General features: G+C 47.8%; 15 protein-coding genes. 9 read left to right on the top strand and 6 right to left on the bottom strand.

Annotated features, from left to right (window positions below):
* Positions 1-128 precede the first annotated feature (128 nt).
* The 3 genes from EK374_RS19675 to EK374_RS19665 are packed head-to-tail and all read left to right on the top strand — an operon-like array spanning position 129 to position 4,014.
* Positions 129-1,310, top strand: a complete 1,182-nt coding sequence (locus EK374_RS19675; RefSeq protein WP_127026220.1) for a glycoside hydrolase family 130 protein — start codon at positions 129-131, stop codon at positions 1,308-1,310.
* Entirely contained in the window at positions 1,307-2,506 is a 1,200-nt protein-coding gene (locus EK374_RS19670) for an AGE family epimerase/isomerase (protein ID WP_127026219.1), read from the top strand. Before EK374_RS19675 ends, EK374_RS19670 begins: the two co-directional genes overlap by 4 nt.
* A gap of 38 nt (positions 2,507-2,544) precedes the next feature.
* Positions 2,545-4,014, top strand: a complete 1,470-nt coding sequence (locus EK374_RS19665) for a glycoside hydrolase 5 family protein (RefSeq protein ID WP_127026218.1) — start codon at positions 2,545-2,547, stop codon at positions 4,012-4,014.
* A gap of 31 nt (positions 4,015-4,045) precedes the next feature.
* Here EK374_RS19665 and EK374_RS19660 read toward each other — a convergent pair whose 3' ends face one another.
* The 6 genes from EK374_RS19660 to rhtA all read right to left on the bottom strand — a co-directional run bounded on the left by EK374_RS19660 (position 4,046) and on the right by rhtA (position 9,959).
* On the bottom strand, positions 4,046-4,450 hold the full coding sequence (locus tag EK374_RS19660; protein WP_127026217.1) for a hypothetical protein: 405 nt from the start codon (positions 4,448-4,450) through the stop codon (positions 4,046-4,048).
* Positions 4,447-6,114 (bottom strand): S41 family peptidase, encoded by a 1,668-nt coding sequence (locus tag EK374_RS19655; RefSeq protein ID WP_127026216.1) that lies wholly within the window; start codon positions 6,112-6,114, stop codon positions 4,447-4,449. Before EK374_RS19655 ends, EK374_RS19660 begins: the two co-directional genes overlap by 4 nt.
* 174 nt (positions 6,115-6,288) lie before the next feature.
* The gene (locus EK374_RS19650; RefSeq protein ID WP_127026215.1) at positions 6,289-7,155 is read right to left on the bottom strand and encodes a hypothetical protein; all 867 of its coding nucleotides are present in this window, start codon (positions 7,153-7,155) and stop codon (positions 6,289-6,291) included.
* A 140-nt stretch (positions 7,156-7,295) separates the two neighbouring features.
* Positions 7,296-8,108 (bottom strand): hypothetical protein, encoded by an 813-nt coding sequence (locus EK374_RS19645; RefSeq protein ID WP_127026214.1) that lies wholly within the window; start codon positions 8,106-8,108, stop codon positions 7,296-7,298.
* A 15-nt stretch (positions 8,109-8,123) separates the two neighbouring features.
* On the bottom strand, positions 8,124-8,993 hold the full coding sequence (locus EK374_RS19640) for a hypothetical protein (protein WP_127026213.1): 870 nt from the start codon (positions 8,991-8,993) through the stop codon (positions 8,124-8,126).
* Between the two features lie 84 nt (positions 8,994-9,077).
* Positions 9,078-9,959 (bottom strand): threonine/homoserine exporter RhtA, encoded by an 882-nt coding sequence (gene rhtA, locus EK374_RS19635; RefSeq protein ID WP_127026212.1) that lies wholly within the window; start codon positions 9,957-9,959, stop codon positions 9,078-9,080.
* A gap of 155 nt (positions 9,960-10,114) precedes the next feature.
* Between rhtA and EK374_RS19630 the strand changes: the two genes are divergently transcribed.
* From EK374_RS19630 to EK374_RS19605, 6 genes are all read left to right on the top strand, one after another.
* On the top strand, positions 10,115-11,116 hold the full coding sequence (locus EK374_RS19630) for a M20/M25/M40 family metallo-hydrolase (RefSeq protein WP_127026211.1): 1,002 nt from the start codon (positions 10,115-10,117) through the stop codon (positions 11,114-11,116).
* Between the two features lie 64 nt (positions 11,117-11,180).
* Positions 11,181-12,425 carry an exonuclease subunit SbcD gene (gene sbcD / locus EK374_RS19625; protein ID WP_127026210.1) on the top strand — a complete coding sequence of 415 codons (1,245 nt, stop codon included), beginning with the start codon at positions 11,181-11,183 and terminating at the stop codon, positions 12,423-12,425.
* The gene (gene sbcC / locus EK374_RS19620; protein ID WP_127026209.1) at positions 12,422-15,781 is read left to right on the top strand and encodes an exonuclease subunit SbcC; all 3,360 of its coding nucleotides are present in this window, start codon (positions 12,422-12,424) and stop codon (positions 15,779-15,781) included. Before sbcD ends, sbcC begins: the two co-directional genes overlap by 4 nt.
* Positions 15,782-15,911: 130 nt before the next feature.
* Positions 15,912-16,604 (top strand): tetratricopeptide repeat protein, encoded by a 693-nt coding sequence (locus EK374_RS19615; protein ID WP_127026208.1) that lies wholly within the window; start codon positions 15,912-15,914, stop codon positions 16,602-16,604.
* Between the two features lie 53 nt (positions 16,605-16,657).
* Positions 16,658-17,713, top strand: coding sequence for a sensor histidine kinase (locus EK374_RS19610; RefSeq protein ID WP_127026207.1), 1,056 nt, complete (start codon positions 16,658-16,660; stop codon positions 17,711-17,713).
* On the top strand, positions 17,713-18,309 hold the full coding sequence (locus EK374_RS19605; RefSeq protein WP_127026206.1) for a response regulator transcription factor: 597 nt from the start codon (positions 17,713-17,715) through the stop codon (positions 18,307-18,309). The genes EK374_RS19610 and EK374_RS19605 overlap by 1 nt, the downstream gene beginning before the upstream one ends.
* The last annotated feature ends 55 nt before the right edge of the window (positions 18,310-18,364 follow it).

Here is an 18,364-nt window from a genome sequence, read left to right as displayed (position 1 = left end):
TCTATGGTTGAGTATTCTATGCTCAATCATAGGTAAATAATGTAACCGGTTCCTGCTGCAAGAGATGGTCAGGTAATGCAGAAACAACAAAGTATCAGTGATAAATTTGGAAAGGGTGAACAGTTCCCATGACTTTTAAGCAAAATGTAGCGCAATTATTCGCAGAACATCAAAAATTACTCTCGTTACCAAACCAGCCTGTTGCAGGCGGTAATGGTATTTATCGCCGCTGGCAGAACCCGATACTGACCGCCGCTCACACGCCTTTAACCTGGCGTTATGACTTCAGTGAACAGCGCAACCCTTTACTGCTGGAACGCAATGGTATTAATGCAGCCTTTAACTCGGGCGCTATCTATTGGCAGGGCAAATACATTCTGGTGGTGCGGGTGGAAGCTAATGACCGCAAATCTTTTTTTGCCGTGGCTGAAAGCGCTAATGGTGTGGATAACTTTGTGTTCTGGCCCAAGCCGGTCACTATGCTGGAAACCGACAGACCCGACACCAATGTCTACGATATGCGTCTGACGGCTCATGCCGATGGTTATATTTATGGTCTGTTCTGCACTGAACGCAAAGATCTAAACCGCCCTGATGACACGTCGGCTGCTGAAGCCCAGTGTGGTATTGCCCGTACTAAAGATTTAGTCAACTGGGAACGGTTGCCGGACTTAATCACTTACTCTGGTCAGCAGCGTAACGTGGTGTTACACCCTGAATTTGTCGAAGGCAAATACGCTTTGTACACCAGACCACAAGATGGCTTTATCAGCGTTGGTGCTGGTGGCGGCGTCGGTTGGGGTTTAACTGACTCTATGGTTGGCGCAGAAGTAAAACAGGAAGTGATAGTCGATCCTAAGGTCTATCACTGCATCAATGAAGTGAAAAACGGTCAGGGCCCGGCACCGATTAAAACTGACAAAGGCTGGCTACATCTGGCGCATGCAGTGCGCAATACGGCAGCAGGCTTGCGTTATGTGTTGTATGTATTTATGACCGACTTGCACAAACCCTGGTTGGTGACACACAGACCTGCAGGTCATTTTATTGCACCAGAAGGCGTGGAGCGGGTAGGCGACGTGTCTAATGTGACCTTTAGCAATGGCTGGATAGTCAACGAAAACAACGAAGTTTTTATTTATTACGCTTCATCTGACACTCGTATGCATGTCGCGACCAGCACAGTTGCACAACTGCTGGATTACGCCATCAATACACCGGAAGACGGCTACCGTTCGGCCCTGACAGTGCAGCGTATTAATGCTTTGGTCGATGGCAATGAACAGGCGTTAAGGGATTTAGCTTTATGATCCAGACTTTGCCTCTGACAGCGCCCCATTGTCGGGCGCATTGTGCAACTATTGCGCGCTGGTGGGCCGATCATGCAGTCGACCCGGCCGGAGGTTTTTATGGTCAAATAAACGACGATGGCAGTGTCGAAGCCAATGCCAATAAAGGCATTATTCTGAACACCCGCATTTTATGGTTTTTCAGTGAAGCGGCGGTTTTTCTGGACTCAGCAGAGTGTAAAACTCTGGCTAGCCGTGCATATCAGTACCTACTGGAACATTTTGACGATAAAACGGCAGGTGGTGTGTTTTGGGAGCTGGATGCTCAGGGTCAACTGGTCAATGGTAAAAAACAAACCTATGCCCAGTCTTTTGCCATTTATGCCTTGTGTGCTTATTTCAAAGCCACAGGCGATCAAGCCGCTCTTGCTAAAGCGCTGAGTTATTTCCAGTTGCTCGAACAGCATAGCTGGGATAAAGAAAAGCAGGGGTATCTGGAGGCTTTTTCTCAAGGCTGGCAGGGCTTACAGGATTTGCGTTTAAGTGAAAAAGACTTAAATTACCCTAAAACGATGAATACTCACCTGCATGTACTGGAAGCTTATACCGCTTTGTATTTACAGCACAAAACAACTGATGTGCAGCAGGCTCTTCAACGTCTGACGTTGTTGTTTGCCGAGCGCATCGTCAATGCAGCCAATGGCCATTTGCGTTTGTTTTTGGACCTGGACTGGGTGGATCACTCGCCTTTTTATTCCTATGGCCATGATATTGAAGCCAGTTGGTTATTATGGGAAGCACTGCGTGCTTTAGACAACCAGATTTTGCTGAATACATACCGGCCTTTGGTATTACAGATGGCTGATGTCGCCTTGCAACAGGGCTTATGTGATGATGGTCATTTGGCCGACGAGTGGCATCTGGCGACTCAGCATCAACATCAGCAAAGTTGCTGGTGGATCCAGGCTGAAGCTTTAGTGGGCTTTTTAACCGCCTGGCGTTTAACAGGCGACATGGGCTACTTCAGCGTGGCAGAAGGGCTCTGGGCTTACATTCAGCGTGAGCATATAGACCCCATAGGTGGTGAATGGCATTGGCTGGCGGCATCGCATCCGGATCGCGCCACTCACTACAAGGTAGGGTTCTGGAAAGGGCCTTATCATAGTGGCCGCGCTATGATGGAAGCTGCTTTGTTGTTGGCACAGCCCATTAATTGACGCTATGGTATCGGGCTGAAAGCCCTAAAGGAGTAACGATGCATCGTTGGGTGTTGACTGTGCTGCTGTTGATCAGTAGCTATCCGGTGTTGGCCTTTGAGCACTTTATCAGTCGTCAGGGCCATCAATTGATGGATGGCAACAACGAATTCAGATTTGCCGGTTTGCATGCACCTGAGTTGCATCGATTAGAAGACGACGCCCGCGGAGTTTGTGCTGCAGATCCACGTGGCTGGGGCCAGTACTTTAGCTGGCCTACTGCAGAAGAGCAGGAAAACTGGTTTCAGGCCTTAAGTTTTACTGGCCATAAAGCCATGCGGGTTTATGTATTGTCGGTGGCTCATCCGGCCGATGTTGCTTGTGGCCGTGAAACTCATATTTTAGCTCCGGTTACAGAGGGCGGCATGCCTGTGCTGAACGAAAAAGCTATGCTGGTGTACGACCGTATGATTGCGCTGGCAGAAAAATATCAAATCCGGCTTATTTTGCCCTTTATTGATCATTGGGATTGGTGGGGCGGCCGCGCTCAACTAGCCGCTTTTTATGGCGAAACCGCCGATGATTTTTACCGCACAGACAGTCGTACTTACGCTGCCTATCTGGATATTATCCGTCAGGTGATCCAGCGCAAAAACAGCATCACAGGCCGGTTATACTCTGAAGAAAAAGCCATCATGGCCTGGGAGACTGGCAATGAACTGAAAGACAGTACAGCGGAATTTGTACAAAAAACTGTGGCCCAGATTAAACGCTATGCTCCTCAGCAACTGGCAGTCGATGGCACTTATTTAAAGATTATTCCAGAGTCTTTGACCAACCCGCAGGTCGATATTATCTCCAATCATTTTTACACCACCAACAACAATAACAACCCAGAGCAAGTCAGCAAAGATCTGACGGCTATTGGCGGCAAAAAAGTGTATCTGATTGGTGAGTTTGGCTTAACCGACAGCAAAAATATTGCCGCTATTTTGGATGCTGCGGTAAAGACAGAAGTGAAAGGTGCTAAAACGGCTGGTGTTTTTGTCTGGGGCTGGCGTGGGCAGCGTCACAACGGCGGTTTTTATTTTCATAAAGAATACACCGGGCATTACAGCTATCGTTTACCCGGCTTTGCCGAAGCTGAGTTTAATCAAGAACAACAAGTTGTTCATTTAGTGCGTCAGGCTCAGGCAACTTTGGCGGGAAAAGTTAAACCTGATGCCTTGCCTGTGCCTTTAGCTCCAACGTTAAGAGCCATCACTGATCCCCTAAATATTCAGTGGCTGGGCTCTGCAGTGGCCAGGTATTACAAGATCGAAAGGTCCCCTAAGAAGCTGGGGCCCTGGCAGTTGATCGCAGATAAAGTCTCCAATGCGAAACTGCCTTTTGATCCAGCTACAGATAGAATTTTTGCCGATCCTGATGCGCTGAAACAACAAGGGACAGTGTATTACCGGGTGATTGCGGTGAATGAAAGTGGTGAGTCGGTGCCTTCTGCCGTACAAAGCTGGAGTCAGCCAATCTAGTTGACTCGGGCTTTTCCACTATGGGCTGATGTTACTTCTCAGGAAAACGTTGTTTCTCGGCCATGCATTTGGCGTGTTCCAGCACAAAAACCTGTCCTGATTTATTGTGTTTTAACTGACAGCGGCCTTGCTCAATCTGCAGGATAAACAGGTTGGCTAAATCCATATGACGGCCGTCTAAAGGACGGCCTTTGTCATCTTTTAGCACTACGGATTCGACCCAGATCTGGCTTTCAAACAAATAAACGTTATCGGCAAGTTTCACCAAAGGCCCACCTATAGCTTTTTGGATCTGCTGCTGTAACTCCATTTTTACTTCTGGAGACGTTTGAGTCAGTACAGCAGGTTCTGCGACAGCCTGAACCTGCTGACAAGCACTAACAATCAAAAGCATAGTGCCTAAAGTGGCGTATTTTAAAAACAAGCTGTTACTCACTCTTGTTGGTCCCTAATGGGTTGACGAATACTATTGTTCAAAGTCCTTTCGGACGGATCTTTGACCGCTAAGCCATCTGCTGTAGTGGAGCCTGATAAAGCTGCCGCAATGCCTGACCGCGCCCCAAGAGCCTTATTCACAGCTGAACCAGGCAAAGTCAGACAGCTGTTATTATCCACATAATACAAAGCTGCCTCCAACATATCTTCTTGTGGATCCCCCAGCACTTTAGAGAAATCATCAGCAACAGGGCAGCCTTTCACATCAGCAGCAAAAACAGGGCTGTTGGTTGGATTAAAACCATCCGCATAGTCACCAAAACCTTTGAAGTTTATACCGCTGAATTGAATGCTGAAGTAGGTGGTACCACAGTTATCTTGTGGGTAAAAACCATAAGGTTTTCCACAGGTTTTGCCGCCAATCTGGATCACTTCTACATCTATACCCCGCAGTCCATTCATAAAAGCTTCGCTGGCGGAGCAGGTATTGTCTGTGGTTAACACATAAATCCGGCTGAGGTTTAAACTGGGTAAAGTCGTGTTGGTCAAAGTCCCTGTTTCATAGTTGATTTCGCGGCTGTAAAAAGGCGTTGGGCTTAAACTGTCACCAGTAATAGGGTTAGTACTGGGGTATTTATTATTAAACTGCAGGCGCTCAAAATACCTGCCTTGTATAATATCCGGGCCTGTCACCATGTAACCCAGTTGCCCTGCTAAGGCTAATAAACCACCACCGTTGTAGCGCAAGTCCACTACCAGTTCTGAGATAGCAGCATCCCGGAATAATTTAACTGCATCAATCAGTTGCTGCTGTGCCGGCACTATATAACTATTAAACTGGAAATAACCTACAGGGCCAGAGGCTGTATTGATCACTTTCGCATTCTGCACAGGACTTGAAGCAACATCCGCTGATCTGAGCTGATAGCTGACTTCGGTTTTTTCAACAGTACGGAATTTAAAACTATGTGTTTCACCGGAATTGGCAGGGAACAGGCCGGCATTTAGGGTATTGACGCCGCTGCTGGTGCTATTATTTACAAAATCTACACCGTCAACTTCAAGTAAAAAGTCACCTCTTTTAACCCCGGCTAAGGCCGCGGGAGAATTGGGTTCGGTATAAGCCACTGTAAAAGAACGTGGTGCGCTGGTTGATACAACAGACCATTCAATACCATAACCTGAACTGACACCGGATTGAGATTGTTGTTGGTATTCAGCTGTATTTTCAGTGAAATGAAATTGATCTTTAGCAACGCCTGAATCAGTAACCGCTGTGGTTTTTAACAGATTAAAATAAGCAGAAATACTGTAGTTTGTCGGGTCCAGATCGGCCACTTCGCTATACCAAAGATAAGTTCTGTTATTCCATGACCTTAACCACATTTTTTCATGCATGGCGGTACCGGCTTTATCCGGATAATTACCACCATTAAATGGGTCAGCACCTGAACGGGGGGCAGCACAAAAGTTCTTAAATTGAGCTTCGTCGCTGAATTGTCCTGCAGTCCAGACAGGTGCCGTAGGTACTCCACTTCCTGAACCGCCCGATCCTCCGCTATTGCCAGAACCGCCAGAGCTATCGCTTCCTCCGCCTCCACCACAAGCTGTTATTGTTGCCAGTGCAACGAAAAGGGCGAAAATACGTTTAAGATTCTGTTGCATCAGGTCTCTCCATTGGACTGGGTTCTAAGCCAGGTGTTGATGACTTGCACCTTTATTGTTCTAGCGCCAGTGTATGCTAACTTGGTCATGTTTGCCTGACCAGACTGGATTGTGAAGCTTTATAGTGGTCTATGACATCAGGTAGCATAAAACAGCAGCGGGGAAAAAACAAAGTCAGCGTTCAGTGCCAGGGTACTTACGTTTGGCGGCGCAGACAAAAGCAAAATTTCCAGGCATGACTAATTCCGGGTGGCGAATTTTATTAAATAAAGCCCAACCTCCTTTGTAACGTCCAGGCTCTATGCGATGCATATACTGGCCGCCTTTTTGGCCATCGAGCATGGCAATTACCCTGTTGCCTTCGACGACAAAACCATCACCAAATAGATCGACAAAATGCCCTTTGGTCAATAACACCCTGTCATTGCAAAGCTGGGCGGTAAACTGCAGTCGGCGTTGTTGGTCTCTGATCTTCAGGGTATTCACTTCATAGCTGTATTCCCAGTGTTCAGGGCTTTGTTGCAGCTCGCCTTTCTCTACTTTGATCAGCGTCTGTCCTGAAGCATCGGACATTATAAAAGAAAAACACAACCAGCCTGATTCAGAGTGCAGCGTAAAAAATTCTTGTCCATTGACCCAGATACAGTGCTGTTCACTATCAACTGGGGCAAAATCGGCATACACAGTATTCATTCCGACTGATACCTGCACTCTGCGGTTGGGATCAAAACTAAAACCGGGTTTATTGATACGTTGTTGGTTAAAAGGCTGGCTGATACGTTCCGCTAAAGTATTGCGGCTGAGTAAAGCGCTGCGCAATTGTTTGGCATGCAGGGGGCAAATGAGCACTGCAGAGAGGCTGCCGGGCAACTCAGCCGGTAGAGGAGCGGATTGAACTCTGGGTTGAGCATAGTAGCGAAACACCGGACTGCCGCAGAATACACAGCCATAAAAACACTGCTGGCGTGTTTGCAATTTTTGTTGTTCTGTTAAATCTGCTGCCAAAGTTAATTCTGGTCTGCGTTCCTCAACTGGCTGCATATCGATAAAACCTGCATAAATGGCAATGTAAATCTCAAGTCTCTAAATTAACTGAGGATCACGAGCTTTCACAATGCCTGAACGTGGAAAAAACACAATAAAGAGCGAAAAAATATGAGCTATGTCAACTAGGGTAGTTTTCAGCTTGCAGTGCTTTTGATCTGAGTAAAATAAGCTGGATGCTGGCGCCATAACTCTTTGGCAGGTTGTTGTTGATATTTCTGCAGTAAAGGGCCGAATACTGCACTCTTCAGCAGTGCATCCAGCGAGCTTATTAATTGCTGCAGGTTTTTGTCTTTTAGCCGATTTTGCCGCTGATAACGTTGTATCAGCTCGGGCAGGCTGGTGCCTTGTTGTTGCAGCCTCTGGTTGGCCTCAATAAAAAATAAGGTGCTACCCCAGTACGCTGCTTTATAACGTCTTTGTTGTAGCCAGAGCTTCAACTGCGTTACCAATGTTAGCTCTGAAGCCAGCAGTAAAGGCGCAACCTGCTGTAATTTTTGCTGATACCTGGACGCAGGACTGCCCGTTAATTGCTGCTGTTGCTGTAACACCAGGTATTGCATATAACTGGCAAAACCTTCGGCAAACCACAAATCTTCTCTGTCCAATAATGGCAAAGCTAAATGACTGAATTCATGGGCGGCGGTCCAGTCTTGCTGAAATTCACTCAAGTCAAAACTACTGTTCACCTGAAAAAACACTTGCTGTTTGTCCATACGTTGGGTGTAAGCCCAGGGCACTGGTTCGCTTGCTGTGCGGCGCGACAAATAGACGTGAGTGAGCAATGGATAAGGACCCAACAGATGATTGGCTGCGTTAAAGCTTTGATCCAGCCAGAGCCTGAGTTTCTGCTGCTCTGCTTTGGGGAATTCTTCAAGGCCATTAAGCTGCATGCCACCATTGGCGCAAGCAAAGCCGGATATAAGGAACAACAAGGCCAGTAAACGCATACCACTCCACAAAGGTCAGAACGAGGTGCCAAATACCTGATTATAGATTTGAGTCAGTTGAGCCCGGTCCGCAGCATCCACCCAACCTAAATGGGCATCCAGATAACTTTTTTGTTGCGAGACTTGCTTCAGGCGTTGCTGAAAAAATTGTGTGAGCTGCTGGCCTTCCGGTGTTTTAGCACAAAGGATATAGCCCAGCATATAAGGTTCAGCCTCTTCAATGCCAAAGCTTGTCAGCTCAGTGCGCTGACTCTGCTGCGCCAGATAGTGCTGCATTACGTTAGGGTATTCGATGAGTAAGTCGACTCTGTCTTGTACCAGCATATCAATCAGCCCTGCAGACATGTCGACAGAACGTCGTTGCCAAAACTTATGTTGCCACTGGGGTTGTTTCAGCAAAGTATCCAGCTGGTCACCATAAGAGCGGCCCCCACCTACGGCAAAATGCAGTTTATTGTCGTCTTTAAGCAACTGTTCCAAACTGATTTTTTTCTGCTTGTTTAGTTGCTGCTGCAGATATTGCGTCGTTTTAGAGGAGGTTTTGCTGTACAGCCTTAATCCTGGAAATACAGTGTGAGGAATAGCTGTAGCGTAGCTGAAGGTTAAACGTTCAGTGTTTTTAACTCTGTTACCAGCGCACGCTGAAGCTTCGGTCTTTAACATCGCCATAGCCCGATCAGTGGTGGCTTGCAGCGGTTGTGCCTGAAAGTCAGTTACATCCTGCATCAATAGCTTTAAGGTTAAACCATTCACATCAAGCGCCTGACGGTATTGTTTGAGGTTCTGGTGAGTACTGCTGTCGGTTAACCAAACAAATTTTTGCACCGCTGCACAAGGCGAAGCCAGCATGAATCCAAACAAAAGAATAAACAGCGATTGTCGCATCTGCTTCGTATCCTGCACCGCATCTGAAGCTCAGCATAGAGCAGGATACGAAAGAATCACAATGTTATTTCATAAAACAACTTTTTAAGAGACGACTTCGGTCACAGGTTTTTTCCCGGCCGTCAGGCTACTCCCCAATGACGCTGCTATCACTGAGAGGATGGCCAGCCACTGCAGCACACTTAATTGCTCAGCAAGAATCATAAAACCTGCCAAAGCAGCGATGGCAGGCTCCATACTCATTAAAATACTGAAGCTTTGTGCCGGTAAACGTTTAAGCGCCACCATCTCAAGACTGTACGGAATTGCACTGGATAACAGCGCTACTGCAAAAGCAAATGGCAGGACGCTCCAGCTAAAAAGCGTAGTACCGGCAGAAACTAAACCTATAGGAAACAAAAACAAAGCAGCCACAGCCATACCTAAAGCGACAGCAGTACCGCCATGGACAGCTCCCCCCGTTTTTTGGCCAAAGATGATATAACCAGCCCAGCAAGCTCCGGCACCAAGCGCCAGAGCGACACCTAGCGGGTCTAAAGCTGTTGCTCCACTTTGCCATGGTAATAACAAGGCAATGCCTGTCATCGCCAAAGCGACCCAAAGTAAATCCAGTTTACGTTTGGACGACAGCAGCGCTACAGCTAAAGGCCCTGTGAATTCCAGCGCTACCGCTATACCCAAAGGAATGCGTTCAATTGCCAGATAAAACATCAGGTTCATACCACCTAAGCTGATACCGTAAAACCACAAAGCCTTTTGATCTTGTTTGGCTGGCCATTTTTTCCAGGGCTGAAAAACTAAAGATAAAATCAAAGCCGCAAAACCAACCCGCAATGCAGTGGTGCCTTCAGGCCCTATTACAGGAAACAAGGTTTTGGCTAAAGATGCACCGGATTGGATCACCACCATAGCAACCAATACACTGGCAATGGCCCACCAAAACGACGCATTACGGCTTTGTGGCATAAGATTCTCATAACAAGGACAAAGGGGACTGCATTTTACCACTCAAGCTCAGTCTGGAGCGACAGGAAATATCAGATCTTTCAAAGCCTTTGACTGGTGGGCTGATTCAGTTTGCGCTAGTCTGCTGCATTGGTTTTTGGGTTTTCAGGATTGTTATGAAGTTATTCCGTATTCCGCTCTGGTTTTGGCTGTTATTTATCGTGGCAGGACTTGGTTATGCGTTTCATCCTTATGTGTTAGAGCAGCTGAACCACATGGAGCAAAAACGCTTGTTGGCTCAGCCTGCGCCTGTGGTGAGCCAGATGCCGCAGCGGCTGGACTTTGTACAACAAATGACAGACCTGAGCTATTTAGCATCTGACGAACTGGCGGGTCGGGGCACTGGGCAACAGGGCGGCGCAAAAGCCCAGCAATGGCTGGTCACAGAGTTCACTCAAATAGGTTTAGTGGCGGCGGGTACAGAGGGTTATTTGCAGCCATACCAGCCTACAAGCGGCAAGGCGCAGCTGATGCAAGGTGCTGCTAATGTGCTGGGCCTGATTGAAGGCTCGGATCCTAGCTTACCCATGCTGGTGCTGACTGCGCATTACGATCATTTGGGCTTGCATCAGGGCAAGATTTATTTTGGTGCTGACGATAATGCATCAGGTGTTGCCGCTTTGTTGGCGATGGCGCGTTATTTTAAGCAGCATCCACCTCGCCATACTCTGCTGTTTGCCGCCTTGGATAACGAAGAAACCGGCATGTGGGGCGCCCGTATGTTGTTTGAGCAAGAGCTGCTGACACCACAACGAGTGAAGCTGAATATCAATATGGATATGCTGAGCCACGACACCAATAAGCAGTTAATTGCTGTGGGCTCGTATCATTACCCAGAGCTGGAAAAGCCATTGCAGCAACTGCAGCAACAAAGTTCAGTGCGCTTATTATTAGGTTATGACAGACCAACATGGTTGGTTGGCACGCATCAGGACTGGACCTTCAGTTCAGATCACAGAGAGTTCCACAAAAGAGCTGTGCCTTTTGTCTATTTTGGTGTGCCGGATCATGCCGATTACCACCAGCCAACGGATACAGTAGAAAATATCGATCAAGAGTTTTACCGCGAAGTCAGTGAAACAGTGCTGGATGCAGTGCTGTTATTTGATGCTGGCTGATGAATATTATATGCCTGTGCTATGCTGGCCCCATTGTGGCATAGTGCGGCGTCTCTAAGTTTTTATGCGTATTCTTCATAGCTCCGACTGGCATTTAGGCCAGCATTTTATTGGCAAAAGCAGGGCAGACGAGCACAGGGCTTTGTTTGGCTGGCTAAAGCAACAAATTGAATTGCATCAGGTTGATGCCTTGATAGTGGCTGGGGATATTTTTGATACCGCCACTCCTGCCAGTTATGCCCGCGAGTTATATCATCAATTGATTGTTGATTTGCAATCGACAGGCTGTCAGTTGGTGCTGCTGGGGGGAAATCACGATTCGGTGGCTGTGTTACAGGAAGGCAAGGAGTTACTGGCCTGTTTACATACCCAAGTGGTGCCAGGCTGGATGGGTGCTGCAGAATCTCATCTGATCCTACTGAATACGAAGCAAGGTGAGCCCGGCGCTATTCTGGCGGCCCTACCTTTTTTACGCTCCCGCGATCTATTACAAAGTCAGAGTGGTCAGCAGGCCAGTGATAAACAGCAGCAATTACAGCACGCCATAGCAGACTGTTATCAGCAGTGCTTTACGAAAGCTCAGGCGCTCAAAGCACAACTTGGACTGGAACTGCCGTTGTTGGCTACAGGGCATTTAACCACAGTAGGGGCCAGCAGCAGTGAGTCGGTGCGGGAGATTTATATTGGTTCTTTAGAGGCCTTTCCTGCCAGCGCTTTTCCGGAATTTGATTACATAGCCCTTGGCCATATTCATCAGCCCCAGTTAGTGGCTGGCAAAGAACATATTCGTTACAGCGGCTCGCCTATCCCATTAAGTTTTGATGAGGCTAAGCAGCAAAAATCTATGGTGTTGCTGGATTTCACTAAGGATGACCTTGCGATTGAATTGTTGCCTATTCCTTGTTTTCAACCGCTTTTAAGTCTGAAATGCAGCTTAACGGAACTTCATTCCTTATTACAGCAACCTCTGGCAGAGCTTAAACCAGAGCAAAAACTCTGGCTGGAGCTGGTGTTAACCGGTAGTGATGGCTATCTGAGTGATTTACAAAGTCAGGTACAGCAGCAATTGGATGCTTTGCCGGTGGAGTTGCTGAAACTACGTCGCGCCAGACAAGCTGCAGTGGGAGTTTTAAGTGCAGAGCAACAAGAGTCTTTGCATGAAATGACACCTGATCTGGTGCTGGAACGCAGACTGGCGGCGGAAGATCTCACTGACAGCGAAAAAGCAGAGTTTCAGCTGATGTTGCAACAGGTTATGGCGCAGTTAGAACAACCAGAGCAGCAGTCAGAATTGCAGGTACAGCCATGAAAATTTTATCGGTACGGCTGCAAAATTTAAATTCACTGAAAGGCGAGTGGAAAATTGATTTCACTCAGCCGCCTTTTGATCAAAGTAACCTCTTTGCTATTACAGGCCCGACTGGTGCAGGCAAAAGTACCATTCTCGATGCGATTTGTCTGGCTTTGTATCACCAGACGCCGCGTTTAAAACTCCTGTCGCAAAGCAGCAACGAGCTGATGACCCGCCATACCAGCGAATGCCTGGCCGAAGTAGAGTTTCAGGTACGCGACCAGCGTTACCGCGCTTTCTGGAGCCAGCGTCGTTCCCGTGGTGCAGTGGACGGTAATTTGCAGGCCGCCAAAGTAGAACTGTCCAAAGCCGATGGCGAAATACTGACAGATAAAAGCAATGAAAAGCTGAAGCTGACCGAACAAATTACTGGTCTGGATTTTGGCCGCTTTACCAAGTCGATGCTATTGGCTCAGGGTGGTTTTGCCGCCTTTTTAAATGCGCCAGCCAATGAACGGGCTGAACTATTGGAAGAGCTGACTGGTACTGAAATTTACGGTCAGATTTCGATGCAGGTGTTTGAGCAAAACCGCCAGCATAAAACGGCATTGGAATTATTGCAGGCCAAAGCCTCAGGTGTGGTGTTGCTGGACTTAGAACAACGCCAGCTGTTGCAACAGCAGTTGGCGGAGTTAGAACAACAACAGCAGCAGTTGAAAACAAAACAGCAGCAACAGGCGCCTTTATTGGTCTGGCGACAGCAGCAACAGCAAGCAGCGGTACAACTGCAACAAGCAGAGCTGAAGCAGCAACAATTTGAGCAAGAACAGGCCATGCAACAAAGTGCATTGGTCAAATTGCAAAGTTATCAAAAAGCCGCAGTGCTATTGCCTCTGTATAAAGAGCTGCAGCAGCAACGATCGGCTGTGACAGAAACACAAGAACAGCAGCAACTGCAGTCCCGCCAGTTGCATGATTTAAAATATCAGCAGCAGTTGCAATTACAGCAAGGTCAAGCCTTAGCGCTGCAAATACAGTCGCAGGCGCAGTACCAGGTTCAGCAGTTGCAGCAACAGGGGCAGGCTTTAACAGCGCAACTGGCAAAACAACCTCGGGGCGCAGATCTCGCAGCAGCAGTCGCAGGTTGGAAACCTTTATTGCAGCAACGTCAGCAGGGGTTAGAGCAGCAGAAAAACCTGCAGGCGCAAGTTGCGAATAATCAGACTAAAGCCTTACAGCAGCAGTTGCAGCAGCTAAGCACCGAATTAAAGCAACTGGATTTTCAATTGCAGCAGAGCACTCCGGCTTTCTCTATTGAACTGCCCGGGTTGCAACAGCAAATACAAGGTTGCAAAAATCAGCTGCAAACTTATCCGTTATTGCTTAGGGTTGCCGCCGGGTTACAACAGAAACAGCAGCAACAGCTAAAAGAACAGCAGGAACTGCAACAAAAACAACAGGATAGCCAGTTATTGCAACAACAGGTTGCGACTTTGCGTGAGCGGTTCAGGCACTGTAGCGACAGAGTGGCTGATAAACAAAAACTGGTGTTACAGGAACGATTGATTGCAGAGCTCAGCAGTCACAGAGCCAAGTTGCAACCAGGCGACGAATGCCCGCTGTGTGGCAGCACCACACATCCTGCTATTACTAGTTATCAGGCACTGGATTTAAGCCAGACTGAAACAGAATTAGCGGCTTTAACGGCTGAACTGAAACAAGTCGAAGAGCAGGGCAAAGCTTTGCGTGAGAAACAACTACAACTGGAAGAGCAGCAAAAGGCGCAGCACTATCAGTTAGAGCAGCTGGGTGCAGATATTAAGCAGCAAAACGAGCAATGGACTGACTTGTTGCAAAACCTGCCAGAGGTAGAGCAACAGCAGTTGCAACAGGCCAGCTTAAAAAAAGCGTTATTACAGCAATTTCAGCAGAAGGCTCAATTGGAGCTGGAGCAGCAACAACAGCTGGAGCAGCAACTGCTGCAACGGCAGCTTTGGCAACAACAGCAGCATGAGCTGGCACATAAGCAGCAATTGGTGCAGCAGCAACTGTCTGTGCAACAACAACAGCAGCAGCAGCTAGGCGAGGCTCTGCAACAAAATCAATTGCACTTGCAGCAATTGGAACAGCAGTGGCAACAAGAGCTGCAGCCATTTGGCTTTGCGTTGCCTACCTCGGCTCAACAGCAGCAGGCCTGGCAGCTTTGGTCACAACAAGCGCAGCAGTGGCAGCAGTGGCAACAGGAGTTGCAACGACAGAGTCAGCAGTTGGATAAAGCGCTGATGCAGCAGCAACAGGCCAATGTGCAGTACCAAAGCTGGTTAGATAAACTACAACAGTCGGGTTTAGCGCAAGTATCGGCCGGTCAGAGTGCAGCGCCACAGCAAGAACTTGAGCATGTGCTGCAACAGCTCAGTGTCTTAAGCAATGAACTGCAGCAAAAAACCGGACAGCAGCAACAAAGCGATGCTCAGTTACAACAGCTGCAATTGAAGTTAACTGCATTGCAGCAAGACTGGCAAAAACAGCTGGAACAGCAGCAGTTTGGCAGCGAAACCAGCTTTTTAGCTATGTTGCTGACCGAACAACAGGTGCAGCAACTGACAGAGTTAAAAGACAAGCTGGCCGCTGAAAAAATTCGTTGTCAAAGCCAGTTGGAGCAAGCCCGGCAGCAGATTGAGGCTTTGGAAAAGCAGCAACTGACAGAGCAAAGTCTGGAGCAATTACAACAGCAAAGCACAGAGCTTGAACAGCAGTTATTTAGTGCGCTGGAGCAGGCCGGCCAATGCAGGCAGCAGTTGCAAAGCGATCAGCAGCATCAACAGCAACAACAAGAGCTGTATAACCAGATTGAGCAACAGCAACAGCTAGTGCAGCAATGGCATAAATTCAACAGCTTAATAGGTTCAGCCGATGGTGCTAAATTCCGTCGTTTTGCGCAGGGCTTAACGTTATTGCAGTTGGTGGGGTTGGCTAATCAGCAGCTGGATAAACTGCACAGTCGATATCAGTTGGCACGTAAAGCCGATGCGGAGCTGGAACTGCAAGTGCTCGACAGCTGGCAGGCTGATACCACAAGAGACACAAAAACCTTATCCGGTGGGGAGAGCTTTTTAGTTAGCCTGGCGTTGGCTTTAGCCCTGTCGGATTTAGTCAGCCATAAAACCCGCATCGAATCTTTATTTCTGGATGAAGGATTTGGCACTTTGGACCCGGACACGCTGGAAACGGCATTGGCTGCCTTGGACCAACTGAATGCCAGTGGCAAGATGATCGGCATTATCAGCCATGTGGAAGCGCTAAAAGAACGTATTCCGGTGCAAATTAAACTGCAAAAACAGCAGGGGTTAGGCTACAGCAGTCTGAGTTATTAACGCTGTTTATTCATGACAAAAGTCATGCTCAAGTCATGACTTTTGTGTCTGATGTTTTTCTATGGATTTTCCGATACTGGCTTCACACCACTACAGAGTGGTCGGAATGAAACCACAACGGAGAGACATTATGAAAACTTTACTGATTGCCTTAAGTGCGTTAACGATAACAGCAGCTCAGGCTGCAACCATCGAACAAATCGATGCGGCCACCAATGCGATGGATCTGAAGCAACTAGCCAGCTACGCAGCTGAACAGACCGCAGATTACAACAACGCCTATGCCAACTACCGTTTGTCTATTATGGCGGGCATTACAGGCCAAAAAGATCAGGCAGAACAAGCTTTAGATTTGGCGCAGTCCACACTGGAGCAGTTGACTGCAGCACAACCTCAAGCGGATCACCTGGCTTTATTGTCCAGTGTCTATGGAATGCAGATTGGCAATAACCCAGTGAAGGGAGCACTGTATGGTCCTAAATCTAATAAAGCCATGGCTCGGGCCGCAGAGCTTGAGCCTGCCAACCCAAGGGTCACCTTGGTAAAAGCTATCATAGCGTACAATACGCCAGCAGTTTTTGGCGGCAGTAAACAAAGTGCTATTGAGCTGAGCAGCAAAGCTATTGAGCTGTATGCACAGCCTTGTCAGCAAATTTGCTGGGGCCATGCCGAAGCCTACACCTGGCGTGGCTTAGCCAAACAGGAACTGGGCGATAAAGCTGGTGCTATTGCTGACTGGACTAAAGCGACAGAGGTTGAACCCTCCTACGGCTGGGCTAAGTTTCTGCTGACTCAACAACAAAGTTACAGTCAGAATCGTTAATCATCCTGGCTTGGGGCTCTTTTGAGCCCCTGTTGGTTTTGAAGGAATAAGAGATGTTAGAACTGGAAAAACGCTTATCCTGGGTATATCTGATTAATCTGGTGTTTTACATAGCGCCATTTTTTTATATTGATTACAACCTGACGCAATATTGTTGGATGACGCTGGCTTTAGTGGCTTTTGTTGGCTGTTATTATTGGATTTACTGCAGTCATACTTCACAGATGTTGTGGCCTATCTTGCTGATGGCGTTAATTGCAAGTGCCATCACTCCAATGAATTATGGCTCTATCTCCATGTTTGCCTATGTCAGTTTTTTTATTGGTTTTGCATATAATTTCCGCCAGTTTTTAGCTGGTGTTACTGCATTGATCTGTGTGCTGGTGCTGCTAGATCACTTTTTTGTCAAAGGGGCGCCTTATTTTCTGCTCTATGGCTCTGCTTTAGTGCTGGCAATAGGTGTTTTTGGTGTGCTCGATAGAGCCAGACGCGCTAGCTTATTAAAAGAGCAGCGCAGTGCAGAAGAAATTAAGCAGCTGGCTACTATAGTGGAGCGGGAGCGAATTGCACGGGACTTGCACGATATTATGGGCCACAGTTTATCCGGCATAGTGCTCAAAGCCGATTTAGCCGATAAGTTATTGCAACAGCAGCAGTATCAGGCAGCCAGCCAGCAATTGCAGGAGCTGGCGTTTATTGCCCGCGAAAGTTTAAGCCAGGTGCGTCAGACGGTTTCAGGATATAAACACAAAGGTTTAGCAGGGGAGGTACAAATCTTAACCAGCAAATTACGTGAGGCGGGATTTGGTGTGGATGTACAAGGGCAAGTTCCGAACCTTTCGGCCCGGGAAGAAACGGCTGTCGTACTGATCCTGACTGAGTTGGTGACCAATGTTCTCAAACATAGCAATGGTGACGAAGTACAGATCCGATTTAGTGAAAATGAGCAAGGATATCAACTGATGGTCTCAGATAATGGCAAGGTAGCTGAGTTGCATCAAGGCAATGGTTTAACCGGTATTCAGGAGCGTTTAGCAGCGCTAAACAGCAGCCTGCAGTGGCAATTGTCGCCCAGTCGTTTTAGTTTTACTTTGCCAAAGGAGGCCTGATGCGTATTTTACTGGCGGAAGATCAAGCTATGGTGCGGGGCGCTTTAGCGGCCTTATTGGGCCTGAATGCAGAGTTTCAGATCTCTCAGGCGGCCGATGGTGATCAGGCGTTGACACTGCTGAAACAACAGGACTTTGATCTGCTACTGACTGATATTGAAATGCCGGGTCGCAGCGGTCTGGAATTAGCGCTTTATTTGCAGCAGCAACAAAGCAAAATCAAAGTGATAGTGATCACCACCTTTGGTCGCTCTGGGTATATTCAGCGCGCTATTGCTGCTGGGGTGCAGGGTTTTTTACTGAAAGACGCGCCTTCAGAGCAGCTGGTGCAGGCTATTTATCAGGTGATGGCTGGAAAACGTGTGATAGATGCTGAGCTGGCTTTATCGGCTTTGGGTCAGCACGACCCTTTAAGTGACAAGGAACGCCGGGCTTTGCGATTAGCCTCTGAAGGCAAAAGCACAGCTGAAATTGCGACAGCGCTTTTTATTGCTGAGGGCACGGCACGGAATTATTTATCGGAAGCTATTAGTAAACTGAATGCAGCAAACCGGGTTGATGCCGCCAGAATAGCCCGACAAAAAGGCTGGTTGTAAGCAGCACCCGTCCTACCTGAAGCTGTAGCTTTGTTGAGATAGAGGGCGCCGATAA

The sequence above is a fragment of the Rheinheimera mangrovi genome (assembly GCF_003990335.1).
Lineage (GTDB): Bacteria > Pseudomonadota > Gammaproteobacteria > Enterobacterales > Alteromonadaceae > Pararheinheimera > Pararheinheimera mangrovi.
This window is presented reverse-complemented; position numbering and strand designations above follow the sequence as displayed.